Raw genomic sequence first — 20,261 nt, forward strand, 5'->3', positions numbered from 1 at the left:
TATTTTTTTTATAAATATGGGAAAGCAATTAGATCAAATTACAACAGAATTACAAGAGTTCATTGAAAAGCAAAAAGTATTTTTTGTTGGAACCGCTTGCGCTGAAGGAACAATCAACGTATCTCCAAAAGGTACTGACTCCTTTAGAATAATTGATAGTACAACAATTGTTTGGTTGAATCTAACAGGTAGTGGAAATGAAACTGCAGCCCATGTATTAAAAAATAATAGAATGACTATCATGTTTTGTGCCTTCGAAGGAAAGCCAATGATTTTGAGACTATATGGAAAAGCAAAAATATACCATAAAAGAGATAGTAGTTTTCACAATTATTCCAGTTTATTCCCAGTTAATGCAGGTGCCAAACAAATAATCGAAATGAATTTAGAATTAGTTCAAACTTCTTGTGCTATGCTGTCCCTTTTTTGGATTTCAAAGCCGAACGCACCACATTAAATGATTGGGCAGAAAAACAAGGTGAGGATAAGATTGTAGACTATTGGAAAAGTAAAAATACCTTAAGTATTGATGGGTATGAAACGAAAATTCTAGAAGAATAATTAGATTTTATTTTAACTTGTTGTTCTTTGTATGACCATTAATTCCTAAAAATGAATAACCAAAAAACCGATTTGGAATAACATTCAAATCGGTTTTTTAACTTCAACAGGAAAATGAATTAAGCCATAAACAAGGCTTTCTTTTGAAAGTTAAACAATACCAAATCATAAGGAACTAATTTTGGCGCAATGGCTTCAGAATCGGCATCGAATGTGATTCCGTTGTATTTTCGAAACAAATAAATTTCTTTCAAACAATTAGACAAACTCTGATGAATAGAAGTCGTGAAAGTTGGAATTTGTTTGTCTCCTACCAATAAATCGATTTGATAATTGGAACTGCTTTTAGAGAGATTGTTACCAATAATTCGCAATGTAAATCTGGTCGGAATTCCGTGCTGTTTGCCTTGATATTGTACTACCATAAATATTAAAGTTAAAGGTTGTTAAATTATTTTTTATGTTTTTGAATTAAAAAATTACCTAATTCTAATTATTAGTTCGTTTTAATACCGTATTAGCAAAAACAAACCTATAAATTATCATTATAACAAAGCTAGTAAATTTACTAGTAATGAAGCACCGAGAGCCTAATAAATCTTTCATAAAATTGACTTTACAAATTCTAAATGCGTTTAAATCGATTTTAGAAGCGGAAACAATCAGGGCAATTTCAACGTTTGAAGTTATTTTCTATAAAATATTTTCTACATTTGCCTTGATTAACAAAGGGTTATTCAACAATTAAATTATACTATATGCAAAACATTCCTAGTGTTGACTTGCGTGATTTCCTTTCGGATGATCCGAAACGTAAACAAAAATTTGTAAATGAAATCGGAAATGCTTTTGAAGAAATTGGTTTTGTTGCCTTAAAAGGACATTTTTTAGACAACCAATTAGTCGAAGAATTGTACGGCGAAATCAGAAACTTTTTTGCTTTGCCAATAGAAATCAAAAATAGTTACGAAATACCAGGCATCGGGGGGCAAAGAGGCTATGTTTCTTTTGGTAAAGAACACGCCAAAGGCCGAAAAGAAGGTGATTTGAAAGAATTTTGGCACTTTGGACAATATGTGGATAAAGACTCTAAATACGCCTCTGAATATCCAGAAAATGTAATTGTTAAAGAATTGCCACGCTTCAATATCGTTGGAAAAGAAGCCTACCAAATGCTCGAGAAAACAGGCATTTATGTATTAAGAGCTTTAGCTTTGCATCTCGGCTTGGACGAATTTTATTTTGATGAATATGCCAAAGAAGGAAACTCCATTTTGCGTCCCATTCATTATCCACCGATAACGGCGGAACCCGAAAATGCAATCCGCGCCGCAGCGCACGGTGATATCAATTTAATTACCCTTTTGATGGGTGCGCAAGGTCGTGGACTGCAAGTGCAAAATCACGATGGACAATGGATTGATGCCATTGCACAGCCCGACGAATTGGTGATTAATGTGGGCGATATGTTATCCCGGCACACTAATAATAAATTAAAATCTACCATTCACCAAGTGGTCAATCCGCCGCGAGAATTATGGGGAACTTCACGCTATTCAATACCGTTTTTTATGCATCCGGTCAGTGAAATGAAATTAGATTGTTTAGAAAATTGTATCGACGCCGAAAATCCAAAACAATTCGATGCCATTACAGCCGGAGAATTTCTATATGAAAGATTAGTTGATCTGGGCTTAATCAAAAAATAGTTCCCACCTCATAATTTATTTTTTATGCCTATTTCACCTAACTTTAGTTCTATTTTTATCAAAAATTGGGAAATTAATTTTACTCAATGTTTGCCCAATGGGTATTTAAAACACACCGATTTATGTAATATTTTGCAATTGACGGCCGCTGCTCATGCCGAAGTGGGCGGTATCAGTTTTTCGGATATGCAGGCATTCAATCAGGCTTGGGTTTTGAGCAGAATTCGAGTAGAAATCACTGAATTGCCCAAGTGGAAAGATACTGTAACGGTGCGAACTTGGATCAATACTTTGGAAAATTCACGCTCCGTTCGTGCCTTGGAACTATATGTAAACGGTAAAAAAATGGTAGGATGCGTTACCTTTTGGGCGGTGTTTAATACCAAAATTAGAAGGCCCGAAGCTTTGGCTTTACCCTACGAACATTTTGAATTGTACCCCGAAAGAATTGCGACAAAAAAATCAATCTCCAAAATTAATTTCAACAACGATTCCGAGTTGATTTTTGAAAAGTCTGTTGCTATATCGGACATAGATATTGTCAATCACGTCAATAATGTAAAATATCTGGAGTGGTGCTTGGATCTTGTTGATGAAAATTTGATTCTAAATCAAAAAATAGAAAGTTTTGAAATGAATTTCTTGAAGGAATTATCACTCCAGGATAAAGTCGGCATTTATAAAAACAAAACCGCCGATTCCATCATTTTTAACATCAACAAAAGCGAAAAAACTTGTTTTGCTTTACGACTTAATATCCTATAAAAAAAACTTCCAGCCTCTATAGGAGTGCTGGAAGAAATATAACTTTGAATTATTTTAGGCACGATTTATTTTTTTACAACCAATCTAAAACCTTCTCCGTGAATGTTTAGGATTTCCACATTAGGATCTAACTTCAGATATTTTCTTAATTTAGCAATGTACACATCCATACTTCTAGAAGTAAAATAATTATCGTCTCTCCAGATTTTGGTCAATGCCAATTCTCTTGGCATCAAATCATTCTCGTGAAGAATCAACATTTTTAGCAATTCATTTTCTTTAGGCGATAATTTAACCGGTTCTTCATCACCAATGGATAAAAAACGAAGTTTCGAATTCAAATGAAATTTACCTACATTAAACTCAAATTGAACGGGTTCAGATTGGGTCGTAGAGGATTTTCTTTGAATAATCGCTTTAATTTTCATCAGCAAAACCTCTGAATCAAAAGGTTTGTTCAAGTAATCGTCAGCGCCGGCTTTGTAGCCTTTCAACACATCTTCTTTCATAGATTTTGCAGTTAAAAAGATGATTGGCACTTCTTGATTTTTCTCTCTGATTTCTTTGGCTAAAGTATAACCATCTTTGTAAGGCATCATAACATCCAAAATACATAAATCATAATTATCTTTTTTGAATTTCTCAAAACCCTCCATTCCGTTCTTGGCCAAAGTGACATCAAAATCATTTAGCATCAAATAGTCTTTTAGGACAGCCCCAAAATTGAGGTCATCTTCAACCAAAAGAATTCTTTTGTTTACATTTTCCATATCTTAATTTATTAATGGTAATTTTATTATAAAGGTACTTCCTTTACCCTTTTCACTCTCTACAAAAATTTGACCGTTGTGTTCGTCAATTATTTTTTTGACATAGGCTAAGCCCAAACCGTGTCCTTTGACATCGTGTAAATCGCCCGTGTGCTCTCGATAAAATTTTTCGAAAACTCTTTTTTGAGCTATTTTACTCATTCCTATTCCGTTATCTTTGATTTTAATAATCAGAAACTCTTTAACATTTTCTGTTAAAATATCAATTTTAGGAACCTCTGGCGAATATTTTATCGCGTTTTCCAGAATATTTACAATCACATTTATAAAATGAACTTCATTCAATAATACTGTGTTGCGTTCGGCATTGAAATTTTTTACTATTGTACCTTCTCTGTCTTCTAAAATCAAATTAACGTGTTCGCAAGCATCTTCAATAACCTCCTGAATATTAACAGATTCCTTGCTAATATCTAATTCTTTCTTTTCTAATTTAGAAATACGCAATACATTTTCAACTTGAGCATGCATGCGTTTATTTTCATCTTTTATCATCTGAAGATACTTGAGAATCATCTCTTTATCACCTATGATTTTTGGATTTTTAATCGCATCCAAAGCCAAATTTATGGTGGCAATCGGTGTTTTGAATTCGTGAGTCATATTATTGATGAAATCAGATTTAATTTCAGATATATGACGCTGACGAATCAGCTGATTCAGAGCACTGGTATAAGCAATAATTATAATCAGCGTAAAAATGATCGATAATAGCGTGATTCCAACAAGATCTGACAATAAAAATTTCTTTTTATTTGGAAAGGAAACTAATAATTGATATTTATTATTTCCATCATTATCCGAAAATATAGGAATAGAATAGGTATTATCGGCATTATATACAAAGCCATCCGATTTTACTTTAGTAGCCAATCCACTGCTGAATATCCCAAATTCAAATTTGGTATTGACACCATATTCTTCTAATTCTTTCTTTAATAGCTTCTGAATAGTCTCTTTAGAAACCCTTTCCTGTAAGGGCATAGCCGAAGCTATTTCTTTATAATTTATTTCATAAGCTACATCGTCTAAAACATCTAAGTTACCCGATTTCTCAATTTTGACATCCGGAATCAAATCACTTTGCACCTTGGTATTGTCAAATCTATTGTTTTCATAAACCTCTGTAACCCGCTTCGAATTAAAACTTTTCAATTTTAAGCTATCCGATTTTTTGTCAAAGAACGAAGAGGACATAGTATAATCATCAGATGAAATACTGTTGGTAAAAACTATCGTTTTATTATTCTTGTGATCTTTCTGAACGTAATAAAACTCTAATAAATCATTTTTCTTAGGTAGCTTTCCTGTACTGTCTTTGTACTTATTGAATCTATCGTAATAGGTATATTCCTCTTGCTTTTGAATCTTTCCTGCGACATTTCCGATCACGGATTTTACGTGGAATTTAAACTGTTCGTCATTATTTTCTAAGGAGGTATTGAACCAATACACCTGTACTAAAATGATCCCGATCAAGGATAAACTCATCAATAAAACCAATATTTTGAAAAATAATTTATTCATCGAAGCAAAATTAGTATTTTAACAGTATAAATAATAATAAATTAACCCAAGATTAACAAAATAGATTCAAACTATGAATTCTTCAAAATTTTAAGAATTCCATCTATTTGTTTTTTTGTAGCCGCAGGGTCCAGGTTTTCTATTACAAAATCACTTTTTGAATTGCGTTTTTCATCATTCCATTGCGCTTGCATACGCTGTAAAACCTGCTCTCGAGTGGTTTTATCACGCTCAATAACACGTTGAATCCTTAGTTCGACCGGCGCAGTGACAGCAATAATTAAATCGCATTTTTTATAATTACCACTTTCGAATAAAATAGCCGCTTCATAAATTACAAATGGAATTTCTTTTTGGCGGGAAACCCAATTCTCGAAGTGGTTTCGAACCGCTGGATGAATTATAGCATTGAGTCGCTGCAATTGTTCGGGATTGTTGAATACAATTTGAGAAAGTTTTTGTCGGTTTAAAACGGCATCATCAAAAACAGAATTACCAAAAGTATGTCTTATCTCTGCAATAATTTCAGGAGATTGCATCAACTTTCTAGCTTCATCATCGGCAATGTAAACAGGGATTCCTGCTGCCTCAAAATGATGTGCTACTGTGGTTTTTCCACTTCCGATACCTCCCGTTAAACCAATTATTTTTGTCATTTTATATTTTGGTTCTGCTGCATTTTGTGTGAAAACAACCTTAAAACCTATTTGGATTCAATTTGTACCGTTTTTTAAAACACAATTGAATAATAATTATTTTTTAAAAAACAACTCTGGGAAAGCTTCCTGTGGTTTTTGGTTGAGAATGATGACCTTCAAAAATGATTCGATAAATCCCAATCCGTAGCCAAAAAACTGTTTCCAAACCGCTTTGATGGATAACAAACCTACTTTAAAACTTTTGTTTTTATACGTTGACACCAAGAAAATCATTAAAAAATAAACAAAATACAATTGCAGTAAAATATCGTAGGTAAAAACCAATAATATCACAGCAAAAAATAAACCAATTATAAAAACCGATGGAAAGAAAAAGGTGAGCTTACTGTATTGAGGATACCAACTATTGAGGATGGGTCTGGCTTTACCAAATTTATTCACCTGAATTGAAAATTTATTCCAATCAATTCTTCGTTTATGATACACGTAAGCTTTTGGAAAAAGTTTCGTATCAAAACCTAAATTCCACAATCGAATGGATAAATCGGGATCTTCGCCAGGATGAATATTTCCAAAACCCTTGGAAGCCTCAAACGCTTTTCGGGACAATCCCATATTGAAACTTCGAGGTTGAAATTTATCGATTTTCTCCGAACCACCACGAATTCCGCCTGTGGTAAGGAAAGAAGTCATTGCAAAATTGATGGCTTTTTGAATATCCGAAAAACTATCTAGAGCCGCATCAGGTCCTCCAAAACAATCCACATAATTTTCTTTTAATGCTTTAGCAACTTCAGTTAAATAGCTTTTTGGAATAATACAATCCGAATCGAAAATGATAAAATAATCGCCATTTGCTTTTTTCATTCCGTAATTTCGAGAATCGCCGGGGCCTGAATTTTCTTTAAATGAATAGGATAAGTGCAGTTTACCAGCATATTTGCGCACCACATCATCACATCTCAAGCTAGAACCGTCTTCGACAATTATCACTTCAAAATTATCCGCATAATCTTGTTGTGACAAACTTTCTAACAGTTCATCCACTTCCTCCGGACGATTGTAAACGGGTATGATTAAAGAAAACAACATAAACTAAAAATAAAGTGAATCGTTTGACTTAAAAATTTTAACAAAGATAAACTTTTATCCACAAAAAAACCACCACATAATCTGTGATGGTTTGACTTTTTGTATTTAAAACTAAATAGATATGGCTATGAAATACTTGGAATGTCAATCATTTCATCAGAATCGGCTTTATAATCCACACCTGCGAAATCGAAACCAAACAGGTTCAAGAAATCTTTTCTATAACCTTCTAAATCACCTATTTCTGCTAAACTTTCAGTGGTAGCTTGTTGCCATAAAGCGGCTACTTGTTCTTGAACATCGTCACGCATTTCCCAATCGTCAATCCTAATTCTCCCTTTATCATCGGTTGGAATTGCCTCGCCGGTATACAATCTGTCTTGGTATAAACGCTGGATTTGCTCAATACAACCTTCGTGAATGCCTTTCTCTTTCATTATTTTATACAACAAAGAAATATACAACGGAATCACCGGAATAGCAGAACTGGCTTGAGTTACCAAAGCTTTATTCACCGATACCAATGCTTGTCCGTCGATAGATTTCAAACTATCCGAAATCGAAAAAGCAGACGCTTCCAGATGATCTTTTGCACGACCAATAGTTCCTTTTCTGTACACCGCTTCGGTCAAAGATGGTCCAATATAGGAATAAGCAACAGTTTTAACTCCCGGAGCAAGCAAATTTTCAGCTTTCAGCGCATCAATCCACATAGCCCAATCCTCGCCACCCATCACAGCAACGGTATTAGCAATATCATCATCCTGACAAGGAGCAATACTAATATCAGTGACAACTCCTGTATGAAAATCAACTGTTTTATTGGTGTAAGTGGCTCCAATTGGTTTCAAAACCGAACGATGCAAAACGCCTGTAACAGGATGCAAACGAACAGGAGAAGCCAAACTATAAATTACTAAATCTACCTGACCTAAATCTGCTTTGATCAAATCTAAAGTTTGTCTTTTAATTTCATTAGAAAAAGCGTCCCCATTGACGCTTTTGGCATACAATCCTGCTTGATAAGCCTCAGCTTCAAAAGCAGCAGAATTATACCAACCTGGAGAACCTGGTTTTCCTTCTACTGGGGGTTTTTCGAAAAACACACCAATTGTTGCAGCATCTGAACCAAAAGCAGCAGCAATCCGCGAAGCCAAACCAAATCCGGTTGAAGCTCCAATAACTAAAACTTTTTTGGGACCATCAATTTCTCCTTTTGATTGGACATATTCAATTTGATTTCTTACGCTTTGCGCACAACCATCAGGGTGTGAAGTCACGCAAATAAATCCTCTCATTCTTGGTTCTATAATCATAATGCAAAAATTATTCTATTAATCGCTATTTTTAAGTGGACAAATATAAGTCATTTCTTTAATTCAACAAGGCTTTTGCGTGGTTTAATGCGGAATCCGAAACCACAGTTCCGGATAACATTTGAGCAATTTCAACAACACGTTCTTCGTTTGATAATAATCGCAATTCTGACAGGGTATCTTCGCCAACGGTCGCCTTTGAAACCTTGAAATGTGCTGTTCCTTTTGCCGCAATTTGAGGTAAATGGGTAATGGCGAATATCTGCATTGTCTGACTCATTTCTTTCATAATTTCTCCCATTCCGTTAGCTATTTCGCCTGAAACGCCAGAGTCAATTTCATCAAAAATCAAGGTTGGTAATTTTGAATATTGGGCCAATATTGCTTTGACAGCCAGCATAATCCTTGACATTTCGCCACCTGAGGCTACTTTTTTTAGCAAGCCAAAATCGGTTCCTTTATTGGCAGAAAACAAAAATTGAAGTTCATCTTTTCCGTTTTCGAAATAGGTCATAGTCGGATTGATATCCATTTTGAAACGAACATTTGGCATTCCTAAAGTCTCTAAAATTGAAACTAGTTGATCCGATAAAACTGGAACTGCTTTTACTCGTTTATCATGAATCTCTTTGGACAAATTATCTAAAGTAGCCGTTTTTTCCTGAATTGAATTGGTCAAAGAAGCTATTTCTTGTTCTAAATTTCCTAATTCTAAAACAGAATTCTCCAATTTGGTTTGAATTTCTAGCAACTCATCTACTGTCGAAACTTGGTGTTTTTTTTGTAAATTATAGATTAGTTGCAATTTTTGACTAATCAATTCCAATTGTTCCGGATCATTGAAAAGCTTGTCTGCGCAACGATTCAATTCGTCCGAAATATCATCAAATTCAATTGTAAGGCTTGTAATTCGCTCTAATAACGAAGAATATTCGGTTGAATAGGTAGCAATTTTTTGCAAAGAAACTTTTATTTCTTTCAAGTTAGGCATCACTCCTATTTGTTCTTCATTGGCAATAGCCAAAGATTTATCGATAGATTCTTTAATTATTTCGACATTGTTTAGCTTTTCATAATCGGATTCAAGAACTTCTTGTTCTCCCGATTTCAAATTGGATTCTACCAATTCGTTTAACAAAAAAGTATTGTATTCCTGTTCTTTATATGATTCAGCTTGTTTTTTAAGCAGCAAATTCAACTTTGATTTATCCGATTTATAGCTTTTCAAAAGGGATTGATACTCCAAAATACTGTCTATATTATTGGCAATAGCATCAATAATCTCGAATTGCACTTTTTCTTCTGAAAGTTCTTGGGTTTGATGTTGCGAGTGAATGTCTATCAATAACAAACTCAACTCCTGCAATTCCTGCAGATTCACTGGACTGTCATTGACAAAAGCCCTCGATTTTCCCGAGGGGAGAATTTCGCGACGAATGATTGTATCCGCTTCATAATCTAAATCATTGGATTCAAAAAATGGCTGTAGATTGTATTTCGAAATTTCAAAATGCGCTTCGATAATGCATTTTTCCTCCTTATTTTTAAGTGAAGTCAAATCGGCTCTTTTGCCTAAAACCAGTCCCAAAGCTCCTAAAATAATCGATTTTCCTGCGCCTGTTTCTCCGGTAATAATCGAAAATCCCTTCGAAAAGTCGATCGACAGTTTTTCAATTAGCGCATAGTTTTTTATCGATAGAGAAGTTATCATGAATTGTTTTTTTGAAAGAGTAACCCAAAACTAAAAATTCGAGAAGTGTATTAATTTTTAATATTCACCCATTTACTAGAGTTCAATGGTGAAGAACGATTTAAGCTATCGACCAAATCACCAATTGGTATGCTTGGACCACCTGAAAAAATGGACACAATCTCATCGGATTTGGCATCAAAAAATACCCGAGTCAAGAAGGCGTTAGGTTTTGTAGCACTGAATTTACCCAAGTTCATCAAGGACAATTTAACTTTTTCTTTGGCCGCTTTCAGATCCTGAGACATCATATCTAAACCAGAATGATATAAAAATGAGGATTGCCGAAGGTCTGTGTAAGCCGATGCTAATAAATCATTTACCAAAAAATACCTGCTTGTAAGTCCATCGGATTGGCTCCAGCCTTTATAGCCGCTTTGTTGCGCTACATTGGCAATGTTTTGCGCAATTTCTAGAAAAGTAGTGCCTCCTGATGGGGTAAATGTATCGCCATCTAATCCAATAATGAGATTGCAGTAAAAAGAAATAACCGAAACCAAATTCGATTCAAATTCAGATGGATTGAATACCAGCTGCTGAAATTCAGTATAATTGAAACTAAAATCTTTGTCATTATAGTTTAAAACTGGCGTGGAATAAGTGGAATTAAAGACTAATCTTGATGATTGAACGGTAATAGTAGCCGTATATCGATCTGAATCATAAGAAGATAAAACTATATCCATAGAACATTGGATTCTCTCACTTGGTTTAAAAACCCTTTCTGTCCATTGCGTTTTATTGACAAATTCGCTCAATGAAGTTTGCAAAGTTCTAAAAACCTGTTGATTTGCATTTGGCAACTTTTGGGTATTGACATTAATAGTACAGTTTAACTCTTGAGCATGAGCCATTCCGCAAACTAGTAAAAAGAAAAAAACAATTATTTTATTCATAAAAATGTGCTATTACTTTGTTTACAATATCATCAGCAACGGCTTCTTTCGATTTTAATTCCATAGGTTCAACTTTGAAATCCCTATCGATAAAAGTAACTTTATTGGTCGGTTTACCAAAACCTGCTCCTTCGTCTTGCAACGAATTAAGAACAATCAAATCTAAGTTTTTTTTCTGAATTTTCAACTTGGCATTCTCAATTTCGTTTTCGGTTTCTAATGCAAAACCAATCAAAAACTGTTTTTCTTTCATTTCACCTAAAGAGGACAAGATGTCTTTTGTTTTTTCGAGTTCTAAAACAAACTCATCAACTTCTTTTTTTATTTTGTGGGACGCACTGTTTTTCGGTTTATAATCGGCTACGGCAGCGGCTGCGATAACCACATCTACATCAGAAAAATAGGTATGGCAAGCGTCATACATTTCCTGAGCAGAAACCACAGGCACGATTTGCACCAAGCTATTTTCAATCTTTTGATGCGATGGTCCAGAAACCAAAATTACGGATGCGCCAAGATTTGCCGCACTTTGAGCGATATCATACCCCATTTTACCTGTTGAATGATTTCCTATAAAACGAACAGGATCTATGGCTTCGTATGTTGGACCAGCAGTAATTAATATTTTTTTTCCTTTGAGAGGCAATTTACTTTCTAAATCGGCTGCTAAAAACGCAACAATATGTTCCGGTTCCGCCATTCTTCCTTCGCCAGATAAGCCAGAAGCAAGTTCTCCTTTTTCGGCAGGAATCATTGTATTTCCGAACAATTTCAGTTTGTGAAAACTCTCCAATGTAGAAGGATGAATATACATATCCAAATCCATTGCAGGCGCAAAATACACAGGACATTTTGCCGATAAATAGGTTGCAATTAAGAGGTTGTCGCAAACGCCGTTGGCCATTTTAGACAAAGTATTGGCCGTAGCCGGCGCCACAATCATAAGATCGGCCCAAAGCCCCAATTCGACATGACTATTCCATTTCTCGTTATCCTCTTCTTGATTATAAAAGCTGGAATAAACTGGGTTTTTGGATAATGTGGATAAAGTAAGTGGCGTTATAAAATCCTTAGAAGCAGGTGTCATTATCACTTGGACATGTGCACCTGCTTTTATAAAAAGTCGAACTAATGTAGCTGTTTTATAAGCTGCAATTCCACCAGAAATTCCTAGTAAAATTTTCTTTCCGCTTAAAACTGACATTTTTGATATTTATTTGTTTCCGTCTCTGTGGTAGATTTTTCCATCCAACCATTCTTGAACAGCTAAGGCATGTGGTTTAGGTAATTTTTCGTAAAACTTAGACACTTCGATTTGTTCTTTGTTTTCAAAAACTTCTTCTAGACTGTCATTGTAAGTAGCAAACTCTTCCAATTTTTCGGTCAATTCTTTTTTGATTTCAGAATTGATTTGATTTGCTCTTTTGGCCATAATAGTTATAGCCTCGTACACATTTCCTGTAGGCTCTTCAATAACATTTTTGTTGTACGTTATTGTGTTTACCGGAGCATTTGTCTTTCTTAAATCCATGACTTTGTTTATTATTTAGTGAAATTTTTTAAATCTGTTTCAATTTTAGCCAACATTTCATCGGCCACTTTTTTGTATTTTGTATCGGGTTTAAATTTAATTAAATTGCCGTAAGCGGTTTTAGCGACATTCAATCTTTCAACCATTTTGTCAGATACACTATTTATTGCCAATTTATAAGCGGAATCGTATTTATAAAAAAGAGCATCTTCTTTATAGGGCGTACCGGGATAATCCGACACAAAATTGTCAAGGGCTACCATTGCCGATTTATAATCCATAATGGTATTGTATTGCTTTGCATTTTCAAACACTTTTTTCTCCAATTTGTCATTCAACTCTCGAAGGGACTTATTGGCTTCGGGAATATAGGTCGAATTGGGATAAGTATCTATAAATCCTTGCAATTTTTCGATGGCTTTGAACGTATCTGTTTGATCTAAACTATATACTGGAGACAGTTTCGAAAAGCACTTTGCTCCTAAATAGGCTGCTTCTTCAATTTTTTCACTTTTCGGATAGCCAGAAGCAAAACTCTCAAATTGATATGCCGCAAGATAATACTGCTTGGTTTTATAATAGGACATTGAAAACATATAAAACAGTTTCTCGGCCTGAGGTTTTCCTCTGTAAGCAGGAGCAATTTGTTCTATCAGACGAATGGCATCGTTATATTTTTCTGCCTCATATAATTTAGTAGCCATTTCGAATTTTACAGCCACATCTTCCGTTTTTAAAGCTTTTTGATATTCACTACAAGAAGCGAAAAGAACGACAAGAAGTACCAACGATACAATTTTTTTACCCACTATTATGATGTTTTATTTAAAAATTTGAAATGTATACCTTTCGGGCATGATGATGAAACCAGTATTGATTGCGATGATCTTTCTATTTTTCTCTTTGGAATCAGAAAATAATGGAGGCTACAACTAGTATAAAAGTTTCGGTGGCAAATTTAGGCATAAATTTAGCCACTACAAAATATATTTTTTTTGTTATAAAAAGTTGATATTTTACGATAATTGAATGATATTCTTTACAAAACCATCAATTCGATTCGCGAGAGATTCATCAACCGGTACTAAAGGCAAACGCAGTGTGTTCTCCGCGATACCTAAGGATTGAAAAACTTGCTTGATTCCTGCCGGATTTCCTTGTTCGAAAATCATATCGATACCATCTGAAAATTGATATTGCAATTTGAAGGCATCGTCTACTTTTCTATTCAACCCCAATCGGATCATTTCAGAAAATTCCATTGGAAACCCTTGTGCTATCACTGAAATGACTCCAGAACCACCGGCTAATACCATTGGTAAAGCAATCATATCATCGCCAGAAAGTACCAGAAAATCTTTTGGTTTGTCTTTTATCAATCGCAAGGCTTGAATCATATCGCCGGCAGCTTCTTTAATTGCCACAATATTTTCGAAATCATTGGCTAATCGCAGCACTGTTGAGGGCAACATATTACTTCCGGTTCGACTTGGCACATTGTACAAAATCACGGGAACAGAAGAAGCTTGTGCAATAGCTTTGAAATGTTGGTAAATGCCTTCTTGAGTGGGTTTATTGTAATAAGGCGAAATAGAAAGAATGGCATCAAATGGTGATAAATCTCTTGTTTTTAACTCTGCAACAACTTCTGCGGTATTGTTGCCTCCTACACCAAGTACCATCGGCAATCGTCCCTTGTTTGTATCGACCACGGTTTGAATCACAAACTCTCTTTCGGCTTGCGTCATTGTCGCATTTTCTGCTGTGGTTCCTAATATAACAAGGTATTCGACACCACCATCAATAGAAAGATTTACTATTCGTATTAATGCTTCGGTATCGATGGATAAATCTTTTTTAAAGGGAGTTGCAAGTGCCACACCCGTTCCTATTAATGATTGCATAATTTATTTTATATTTTATTTAATATTTTTAAGTACCGAAACAATTCGTGGACAAAAACGGTATGATTCTCGGCATTTGTATTGATCATCAGATGATTTAATCGTTTATCGACGGATGAAAATCCCACTTTAAATTTGGCTTTCGAATTATTAGTAACTTTAAGCAAAAAAGCTTTTTCGACATCATAATAATTGATTAACAAATCGAATCGCTCTTTCATAAACTCTCTCAAAAGAGGTTCTGTGATTTGTGCATTCCAATTCAGATGTTTTGTCCCGAATGTAGGCAGCAAGTACGACTCATTTTTTTTCCATTTGTCCCGAAAAACTATAATTTTGATGTTAGTTTCGGCAATTCCATTTGCAATTAGCTCTTGCACCAAAAGTTCTTTATCGCCAAAATAGCTCTCATCAATCAGTAAACCAATAGTTTGAATCGCGACTAACTCCTTACTGCTCTTGACATTATTCAAATTATTCTTTATGATTTTTAATAAAAAATAATTCTTGATATAATTTAAAAACATAGTACTTTTACTTGGTTACAAAATTAATTAATAAAGTCGCATTTCAGATGGCAAAGCTAAAAAAGTATAATGGTGTTTTGAAACTTTTTGTTATATTCTTAACATTTTTAATCCTTGCTTCTTGTGGAAAACAACCCTATTACGTCACAAAAATTGAAGCTAAAAAATTCACTCTAACCGATAAAGAATCACAAAATCAACAAATTGAAAACTACGTAAAGCCCTATCGCGAACATATCAACAAAGATTTGGATAGTATATTGGCGTATTGCCCTGCCACTTTGGATAAAAATGATGGAAAATGGCAGTCCACGATTGGAAATTTAATGGCTGATGCGACCTTGAACAGAGGTAATATTGTTTTCAAAACTCGCGAAAAAAAGGAAATCGACCTGTGCATTTTAAATAGTGGAGGAATCCGAGCGATTCTGCCAAAAGGAAATGTTAGGGCTCGAACTGCGTTCGAAATTATGCCTTTCGAAAATAGTTTGGTGGTTATTGCGCTCAAAGGAGAGCAGGTTTTAGAGCTGGTTAATTATTTTATTGCCACACAAAAACCCCATCCGCTGGCGGGAATAACATTTACAATTGGCAAGGATAAAACCGCAAAAAACATTTTAATACAAGGAAAACCATTAAATGCCAATAGCCTTTATTATGTAGCAACGAATGATTATTTATCGAACGGAGGAGATAATATGACTTTCTTTTTGAAAGGAATTCAAAAATATGATTTGGACTATAAATTAAGAAACGTATTAATCGATTATTTCAAAGAAGTGGATACGATTCCCGTCCTAAAAGACCAGAGAGTTAGCGTAGAATAAATAGGTTTTAGAAAAAAAAGCAATGAAAAGAAGAGAATTTATAGAAAAAACAACAGCGAGTACCGCGCTAATAGGTTTAGGTTTGGCTCCGCTTTATTCGACTGCGGCTCAGGTGTCAGCAAGCAGTTTTAAATCCGATATCAAACACATAACCATCCTCCATACGAATGATGTTCACAGCCATATTGATCCATTTCCAATAGATGATCCCCGAAATCCGAATATGGGCGGAGTGGCCAGGCGAGCAAGTTTGATAGAAACTATTCGTCAAGAAAACCCAAATGTTTTGTTGCTGGACGCCGGCGATATTTTTCAGGGAACACCTTATTTTAATTATTACGGTGGCGAACTCGAATTCAAACTAATGAGTATGATGCAATATGATTTATCTACTATTGGCAACCACGATTTCGATAATGGCGTTGATGGATTAGCTGCGCAAATGCCGCATGCCACCTTCGAATTTGTTTCGGCAAACTATGATTTCAAGAATACTTCGATGAATGGATTCGTAAAACCATTCAAAATTTTCAATAAAAATGGCATAAAAATTGGCGTTTTTGGTCTTGGAATCGAGCTGCAAGGCCTGGTAGATAAACGAATGTCGAAAGAAACGGTCTACAACAATCCTCTGGAATCGGCACAAGATATGGTTCGCATTCTAAAAAAAGAAAATAAATGTGATTTGATTATTTGTCTTTCGCATCTGGGCTACAAATATGCTAAGGATGATGCCAATAAAATATCCGATTTAAAACTTGCCGAGCAAACTAAGGACATAGACTTAATTATTGGCGGTCATACGCATACATTTCTGGATAAACCAACTATTGTAAAAAATCTGGAGGGCAAAGAAGTTTTGGTCAATCAAGTGGGCTGTTATGGCATCAATTTAGGGCGAATTGATTTCTTTTTTGACAATGATAAATCTAAATCGGCCCAAGGAAAATCAATCGTCGTTTAATCTTTCGACACTAATGACCCATTTGTAAAAAGCAAAATAAACGGCAGCGTTCAAAATCATCGCCAAGGGTCTAAAACTGATTGGCGATAATTCTGAGAGATAGTATTTTTCAATAAACACAATAAAATACTGTGCGATGGACAATAAACCAAAAATAAATAGCCACGTGGCCTGCTTATGATCGGAATGCATTATATAATTTGAAAAAGTGATCCCGGCAATTATCGAAATTAATATATTTTGAAAAATTATTATCACATAACTTCTAGAACTGATGTTATCTGAAATCGATAACAAATAAAAGAATAGAAACAAAAAAGGTATCGTCGCGATGGACAAAGGAATATAATCTTTGAGTTTTAAAAGTTTGAGAATATAATAAATGATCAGTAATCGATGGATAAAAAAACTAACTAAACCCGGAAATAACATTATTTCTGTATTATAAATAAAGAACAAGCTGGTAATCAATAAAAAAACTACTATTACGAAAAAAATCGGATTTTTTTTCGGAGAGGTAGTCCAATACAATAACATTAAAATTATAGAAACTAGGGGTTTAAAAACAATTAATAGCGGTTTATACGAAAATAATTCCATACTAGCCTCGAGGATTGCTATACTGAAATAGCCCCATACCAATATCCTGCTGGATTCCATCGCTCTATTGACTAATTTCATTTTCTTTTATTTTCAGCTTATACTCATCATTGGATATAAAATAGGTCACCATAAAAAAATAGGAAAAAACCTGAACAAAAACCTGAATAAACTCAAAAGCAAATAAAGGTAAATAAAATTTGTTGATCATAAAAAACACATCCGAAATCATCGAGGAAACCCCGTAAACCATTAAATTCAAAAAGGCGAAATTCGCTTTTTTGAGGTAATTATTAATCGCCACAAAATTCAAAATAGCCGAAGCTACACCATAAAGTATGTACAAGGAAAAATCAAATACAATATTTTCGAATTGAAGATTCAAAACCGAAATACATATAGAAAGCACAAAAAGCAAGGTTAACACAATAGGAATCCGGTCTTGCTTATTAAATTTTAGGGAATTTAAATCGCCCAAAGCAAGTTTCAAAAGCAGCAAATTGACCAATAAAAAGGACATTAGGGCAATTAAAGGCGAAGTTTCGAATTGCAATAAATTGAAAATATCTCCAATAAAGCAAAACAAAAAAATCAGCGCTTTCACAAATGATATCTTGTAATTATTGGTTATGAAGTAATAAACAAATAGCAAAGGGATTATCGCCGATTTCGCATATAGAACAGACGAATTCATCCCCAGCAATTTAAAAATGACCACTAGAGAACAAGCCGCAAAATACAAATATAACGATGGTTTGTTAGCCCTCATGAAGCATTTTTTTAAAATCGATTTCCGAAATAATTGGAACATTTAATTTGACTGCCTTTTCTAATTTTGCAGGCCCCATATTGGCCCCAGCCACTACATAATCGGTCTTGGCTGAAATCGAACTGCCTACTTTTCCTCCATTATCTTCGATGGCTTTCTTCAAATCGTCTCTCGAAAATTCTTCAAAGACACCAGAGACTACAAAGGTTTTGCCTGAAAGTTTCTCTGTCGCATTGGGATTTATAATTTCAACGGTTTCACATTGAATGCCGTAGCGCTTTAATCGCTCTATTATAACGCTATTTTCTTGATTTTCAAAGAAATCAAGAACACTTTGCGCAATTCTTTCTCCAATTTCATCAACCAAAACTAAATCCATCAAGCTGGCTTCACGCAACGAGTCTATGCTTTTATAATGTTTAGCCAATTTTTTGGCTACAGTTTCTCCCACGAAACGAATCCCAAGGGCATACAAAACACGTTCGAAAGGAATATTTTTTGAATTTTCGACTCCACGGACTAAATTTTCAGCCGATTTTTGTGCCATTCTTTCTAATGGCAAAATTTGCTCTACCGTCAATAGGTACAAATCGGCGTAATTTTGAACCAATCCGTTGTGGAATAATAACGCCACCGTTTCGCCGCCAAGACCTTCGATATCCATCGCTTTTCTAGAAATAAAATGCTGAATTCTACCTATAATCTGGGGTGGACAACCATAAAAATTGGGACAATAATGATTGGCTTCACTTTCGCCACGAATCAATTGAGTTTGGCATTCGGGACAATGAGTAATGTATTTTGTTTGCTCTGAATTTTCAGATCGTTTACTGAAATCAACAGCTATGATTTTTGGAATGATCTCTCCTCCCTTTTCCACAAAAACGGTATCGCCAATGCGAATATCCAACTTTTCGATTTGGTCTGCATTGTGCAAAGAAGCCCTTTTTACTATTGTTCCAGCCAATTGTACAGGTTCTAAATTGGCAACAGGCGTTATAGCTCCCGTTCTTCCCACTTGATAGGAAATCGAGTTCAATCGCGTTGAAACTTGTTCGGATTTGAATTTGTAAGCAATTGCCCAGCGAGGCGATTTGGCCGTAAATCCCAATTCTTCTTGGTGTTGAAAACGATTCACTTTGATCACCACACCATCGGTTTCATAAGGAAGTTGATGTCTGTGAACATCCCAATAGGCTATAAACTGGAACACTTCTTCCATATTGCGTGCCAAACCAGATTCTTTGGGCACTTTGAACCCCCAATTTCTCGCCGTTTCTAAACCTTCAAATTGAGACTGAAAAGGCAGTTTGTTGCCAATTAGAAAATACAACAAACAATCAAGTGGTCGTTTTGCCACTTCCGCACTATCCTGCAATTTCAAACTTCCCGAAGCTGTATTTCTGGGATTAGAATAAGGTGTTTCACCAATTTCAATCAATTCTTGGTTCATTTTCTCGAAACCGGCAAAAGGCAAAATAATCTCCCCTCGAATATCAAATTTGGCTGGAAAATTCCCATTTAACTGTAGAGGAACCGATTTAATCGTTTTAATATTATTCGTTACATCATCACCCTGAACCCCATCACCACGGGTGACAGCCCGAACTAGTTTTCCATTTTCGTAAGTAATACTAATTGATGCTCCATCGTATTTCAATTCACAAGTATATTCTAAATCAACTTCACCGAGCACTTTTTGAATCCTATTTTCCCAATCAAGTAAATCCTCTTTTGAATACGAATTATCCAACGAATACATTCTATGCTCGTGTTTAACCGTTTCAAAATTTTTAGTGATCGCCCCTCCCACCCGTTGAGTTGGAGAGTTTTCATCAAAATATTCGGGATGGGTATTTTCTAAGTCTTGAAGTTGCTTGAGTTTTTGATCAAATTCAAAATCAGAAATTGTAGGTGTGTCCAGCACATAATAATTGTGATTGTGCCGATTTAATTCCTCTCGTAAAGTCTGAATTGTGTTTTGAATGTCCATAAAATAAAAATTGGCTATCGTAGCTTTTGAAATAAAAGACT

21 protein-coding genes are annotated in these 20,261 nt (G+C 34.9%); 5 read left to right on the plus strand and 16 right to left on the minus strand.

What is annotated here, in order from left to right; genetic code table 11:
• The first annotated feature begins 16 nt into the window (after positions 1 to 16).
• Positions 17 to 457 carry a pyridoxamine 5'-phosphate oxidase family protein gene (locus tag E1750_RS03705; protein ID WP_227873955.1) on the plus strand — a complete coding sequence of 147 codons (441 nt, stop codon included), beginning with the start codon at positions 17 to 19 and terminating at the stop codon, positions 455 to 457.
• Between the two features lie 223 nt (positions 458 to 680).
• Here the strand turns inward: E1750_RS03705 and E1750_RS03710 are convergent, their stop codons facing one another.
• A complete protein-coding gene (locus E1750_RS03710; RefSeq protein ID WP_133275475.1) occupies positions 681 to 986 on the minus strand; it encodes a hypothetical protein in 306 nt (101 codons plus the stop codon).
• A gap of 333 nt (positions 987 to 1,319) precedes the next feature.
• On the opposite strand from E1750_RS03710, the gene E1750_RS03715 reads away from it, so the two are divergent.
• Together E1750_RS03715 and E1750_RS03720 are read left to right on the plus strand one after the other, a co-directional pair.
• Positions 1,320 to 2,270, plus strand: a complete 951-nt coding sequence (locus E1750_RS03715; protein ID WP_133275476.1) for an isopenicillin N synthase family dioxygenase — start codon at positions 1,320 to 1,322, stop codon at positions 2,268 to 2,270.
• Between the two features lie 24 nt (positions 2,271 to 2,294).
• Positions 2,295 to 3,035, plus strand: a complete 741-nt coding sequence (locus E1750_RS03720; protein ID WP_133275477.1) for an acyl-[acyl-carrier-protein] thioesterase — start codon at positions 2,295 to 2,297, stop codon at positions 3,033 to 3,035.
• A 65-nt stretch (positions 3,036 to 3,100) separates the two neighbouring features.
• Here the strand turns inward: E1750_RS03720 and E1750_RS03725 are convergent, their stop codons facing one another.
• From E1750_RS03725 to E1750_RS03780, 12 genes are all read right to left on the minus strand, one after another.
• Entirely contained in the window at positions 3,101 to 3,805 is a 705-nt protein-coding gene (locus tag E1750_RS03725) for a response regulator transcription factor (RefSeq protein WP_133275478.1), read from the minus strand.
• 3 nt (positions 3,806 to 3,808) lie between these two features.
• Positions 3,809 to 5,392, minus strand: coding sequence for a sensor histidine kinase (locus E1750_RS03730; RefSeq protein ID WP_133275479.1), 1,584 nt, complete (start codon positions 5,390 to 5,392; stop codon positions 3,809 to 3,811).
• A gap of 71 nt (positions 5,393 to 5,463) precedes the next feature.
• Positions 5,464 to 6,048 (minus strand): dephospho-CoA kinase, encoded by a 585-nt coding sequence (gene coaE / locus E1750_RS03735; protein ID WP_133275480.1) that lies wholly within the window; start codon positions 6,046 to 6,048, stop codon positions 5,464 to 5,466.
• 96 nt (positions 6,049 to 6,144) lie between these two features.
• Positions 6,145 to 7,143 carry a glycosyltransferase gene (locus tag E1750_RS03740; protein WP_133275481.1) on the minus strand — a complete coding sequence of 333 codons (999 nt, stop codon included), beginning with the start codon at positions 7,141 to 7,143 and terminating at the stop codon, positions 6,145 to 6,147.
• A gap of 125 nt (positions 7,144 to 7,268) precedes the next feature.
• The gene (fabV, locus tag E1750_RS03745; protein WP_133275482.1) at positions 7,269 to 8,459 is read right to left on the minus strand and encodes an enoyl-ACP reductase FabV; all 1,191 of its coding nucleotides are present in this window, start codon (positions 8,457 to 8,459) and stop codon (positions 7,269 to 7,271) included.
• A 58-nt stretch (positions 8,460 to 8,517) separates the two neighbouring features.
• On the minus strand, positions 8,518 to 10,170 hold the full coding sequence (gene recN / locus E1750_RS03750; protein WP_133275483.1) for a DNA repair protein RecN: 1,653 nt from the start codon (positions 10,168 to 10,170) through the stop codon (positions 8,518 to 8,520).
• A 50-nt stretch (positions 10,171 to 10,220) separates the two neighbouring features.
• The gene (gene porD / locus E1750_RS03755) at positions 10,221 to 11,105 is read right to left on the minus strand and encodes a type IX secretion system protein PorD (RefSeq protein WP_133275484.1); all 885 of its coding nucleotides are present in this window, start codon (positions 11,103 to 11,105) and stop codon (positions 10,221 to 10,223) included.
• Complete coding sequence (coaBC, locus tag E1750_RS03760) at positions 11,098 to 12,309, minus strand: bifunctional phosphopantothenoylcysteine decarboxylase/phosphopantothenate--cysteine ligase CoaBC (protein ID WP_133275485.1); 1,212 nt, start codon at positions 12,307 to 12,309, stop codon at positions 11,098 to 11,100. Before coaBC ends, porD begins: the two co-directional genes overlap by 8 nt.
• A gap of 9 nt (positions 12,310 to 12,318) precedes the next feature.
• Positions 12,319 to 12,636: a DNA-directed RNA polymerase subunit omega gene (locus E1750_RS03765; protein WP_133275486.1), complete on the minus strand. Its 318-nt coding sequence runs from the start codon at positions 12,634 to 12,636 to the stop codon at positions 12,319 to 12,321.
• 11 nt (positions 12,637 to 12,647) lie between these two features.
• On the minus strand, positions 12,648 to 13,445 hold the full coding sequence (locus E1750_RS03770) for an outer membrane protein assembly factor BamD (protein ID WP_133275487.1): 798 nt from the start codon (positions 13,443 to 13,445) through the stop codon (positions 12,648 to 12,650).
• Positions 13,446 to 13,652: 207 nt separating this feature from the next.
• Positions 13,653 to 14,540, minus strand: coding sequence for a 4-hydroxy-tetrahydrodipicolinate synthase (dapA, locus tag E1750_RS03775; protein WP_133275488.1), 888 nt, complete (start codon positions 14,538 to 14,540; stop codon positions 13,653 to 13,655).
• Positions 14,541 to 14,548: 8 nt separating this feature from the next.
• Positions 14,549 to 15,067, minus strand: a complete 519-nt coding sequence (locus E1750_RS03780) for a DUF6913 domain-containing protein (RefSeq protein WP_133275489.1) — start codon at positions 15,065 to 15,067, stop codon at positions 14,549 to 14,551.
• A gap of 47 nt (positions 15,068 to 15,114) precedes the next feature.
• Between E1750_RS03780 and E1750_RS03785 the strand changes: the two genes are divergently transcribed.
• Both E1750_RS03785 and E1750_RS03790 read left to right on the plus strand, forming a co-directional pair.
• On the plus strand, positions 15,115 to 15,894 hold the full coding sequence (locus E1750_RS03785; RefSeq protein WP_133275490.1) for a 5'-nucleotidase C-terminal domain-containing protein: 780 nt from the start codon (positions 15,115 to 15,117) through the stop codon (positions 15,892 to 15,894).
• A gap of 22 nt (positions 15,895 to 15,916) precedes the next feature.
• Entirely contained in the window at positions 15,917 to 16,858 is a 942-nt protein-coding gene (locus tag E1750_RS03790) for a bifunctional metallophosphatase/5'-nucleotidase (protein WP_133275491.1), read from the plus strand.
• On the opposite strand, the gene E1750_RS03795 is transcribed toward E1750_RS03790, so the two are convergent.
• From E1750_RS03795 to ligA, 3 genes are all read right to left on the minus strand, one after another.
• Complete coding sequence (locus E1750_RS03795) at positions 16,844 to 17,050, minus strand: hypothetical protein (RefSeq protein ID WP_133275492.1); 207 nt, start codon at positions 17,048 to 17,050, stop codon at positions 16,844 to 16,846. The two genes, E1750_RS03790 and E1750_RS03795, sit on opposite strands and share 15 nt — an antisense overlap.
• Before the next feature lie 472 nt (positions 17,051 to 17,522).
• Entirely contained in the window at positions 17,523 to 18,227 is a 705-nt protein-coding gene (locus E1750_RS03800; protein ID WP_133275493.1) for a lysoplasmalogenase family protein, read from the minus strand.
• A complete protein-coding gene (gene ligA, locus E1750_RS03805; RefSeq protein WP_133275494.1) occupies positions 18,217 to 20,220 on the minus strand; it encodes an NAD-dependent DNA ligase LigA in 2,004 nt (667 codons plus the stop codon). The genes E1750_RS03800 and ligA overlap by 11 nt, the downstream gene beginning before the upstream one ends.
• Positions 20,221 to 20,261 lie beyond the last annotated feature (41 nt).

It is taken from the genome of Flavobacterium nackdongense (assembly GCF_004355225.1).
GTDB lineage: Bacteria > Bacteroidota > Bacteroidia > Flavobacteriales > Flavobacteriaceae > Flavobacterium > Flavobacterium nackdongense.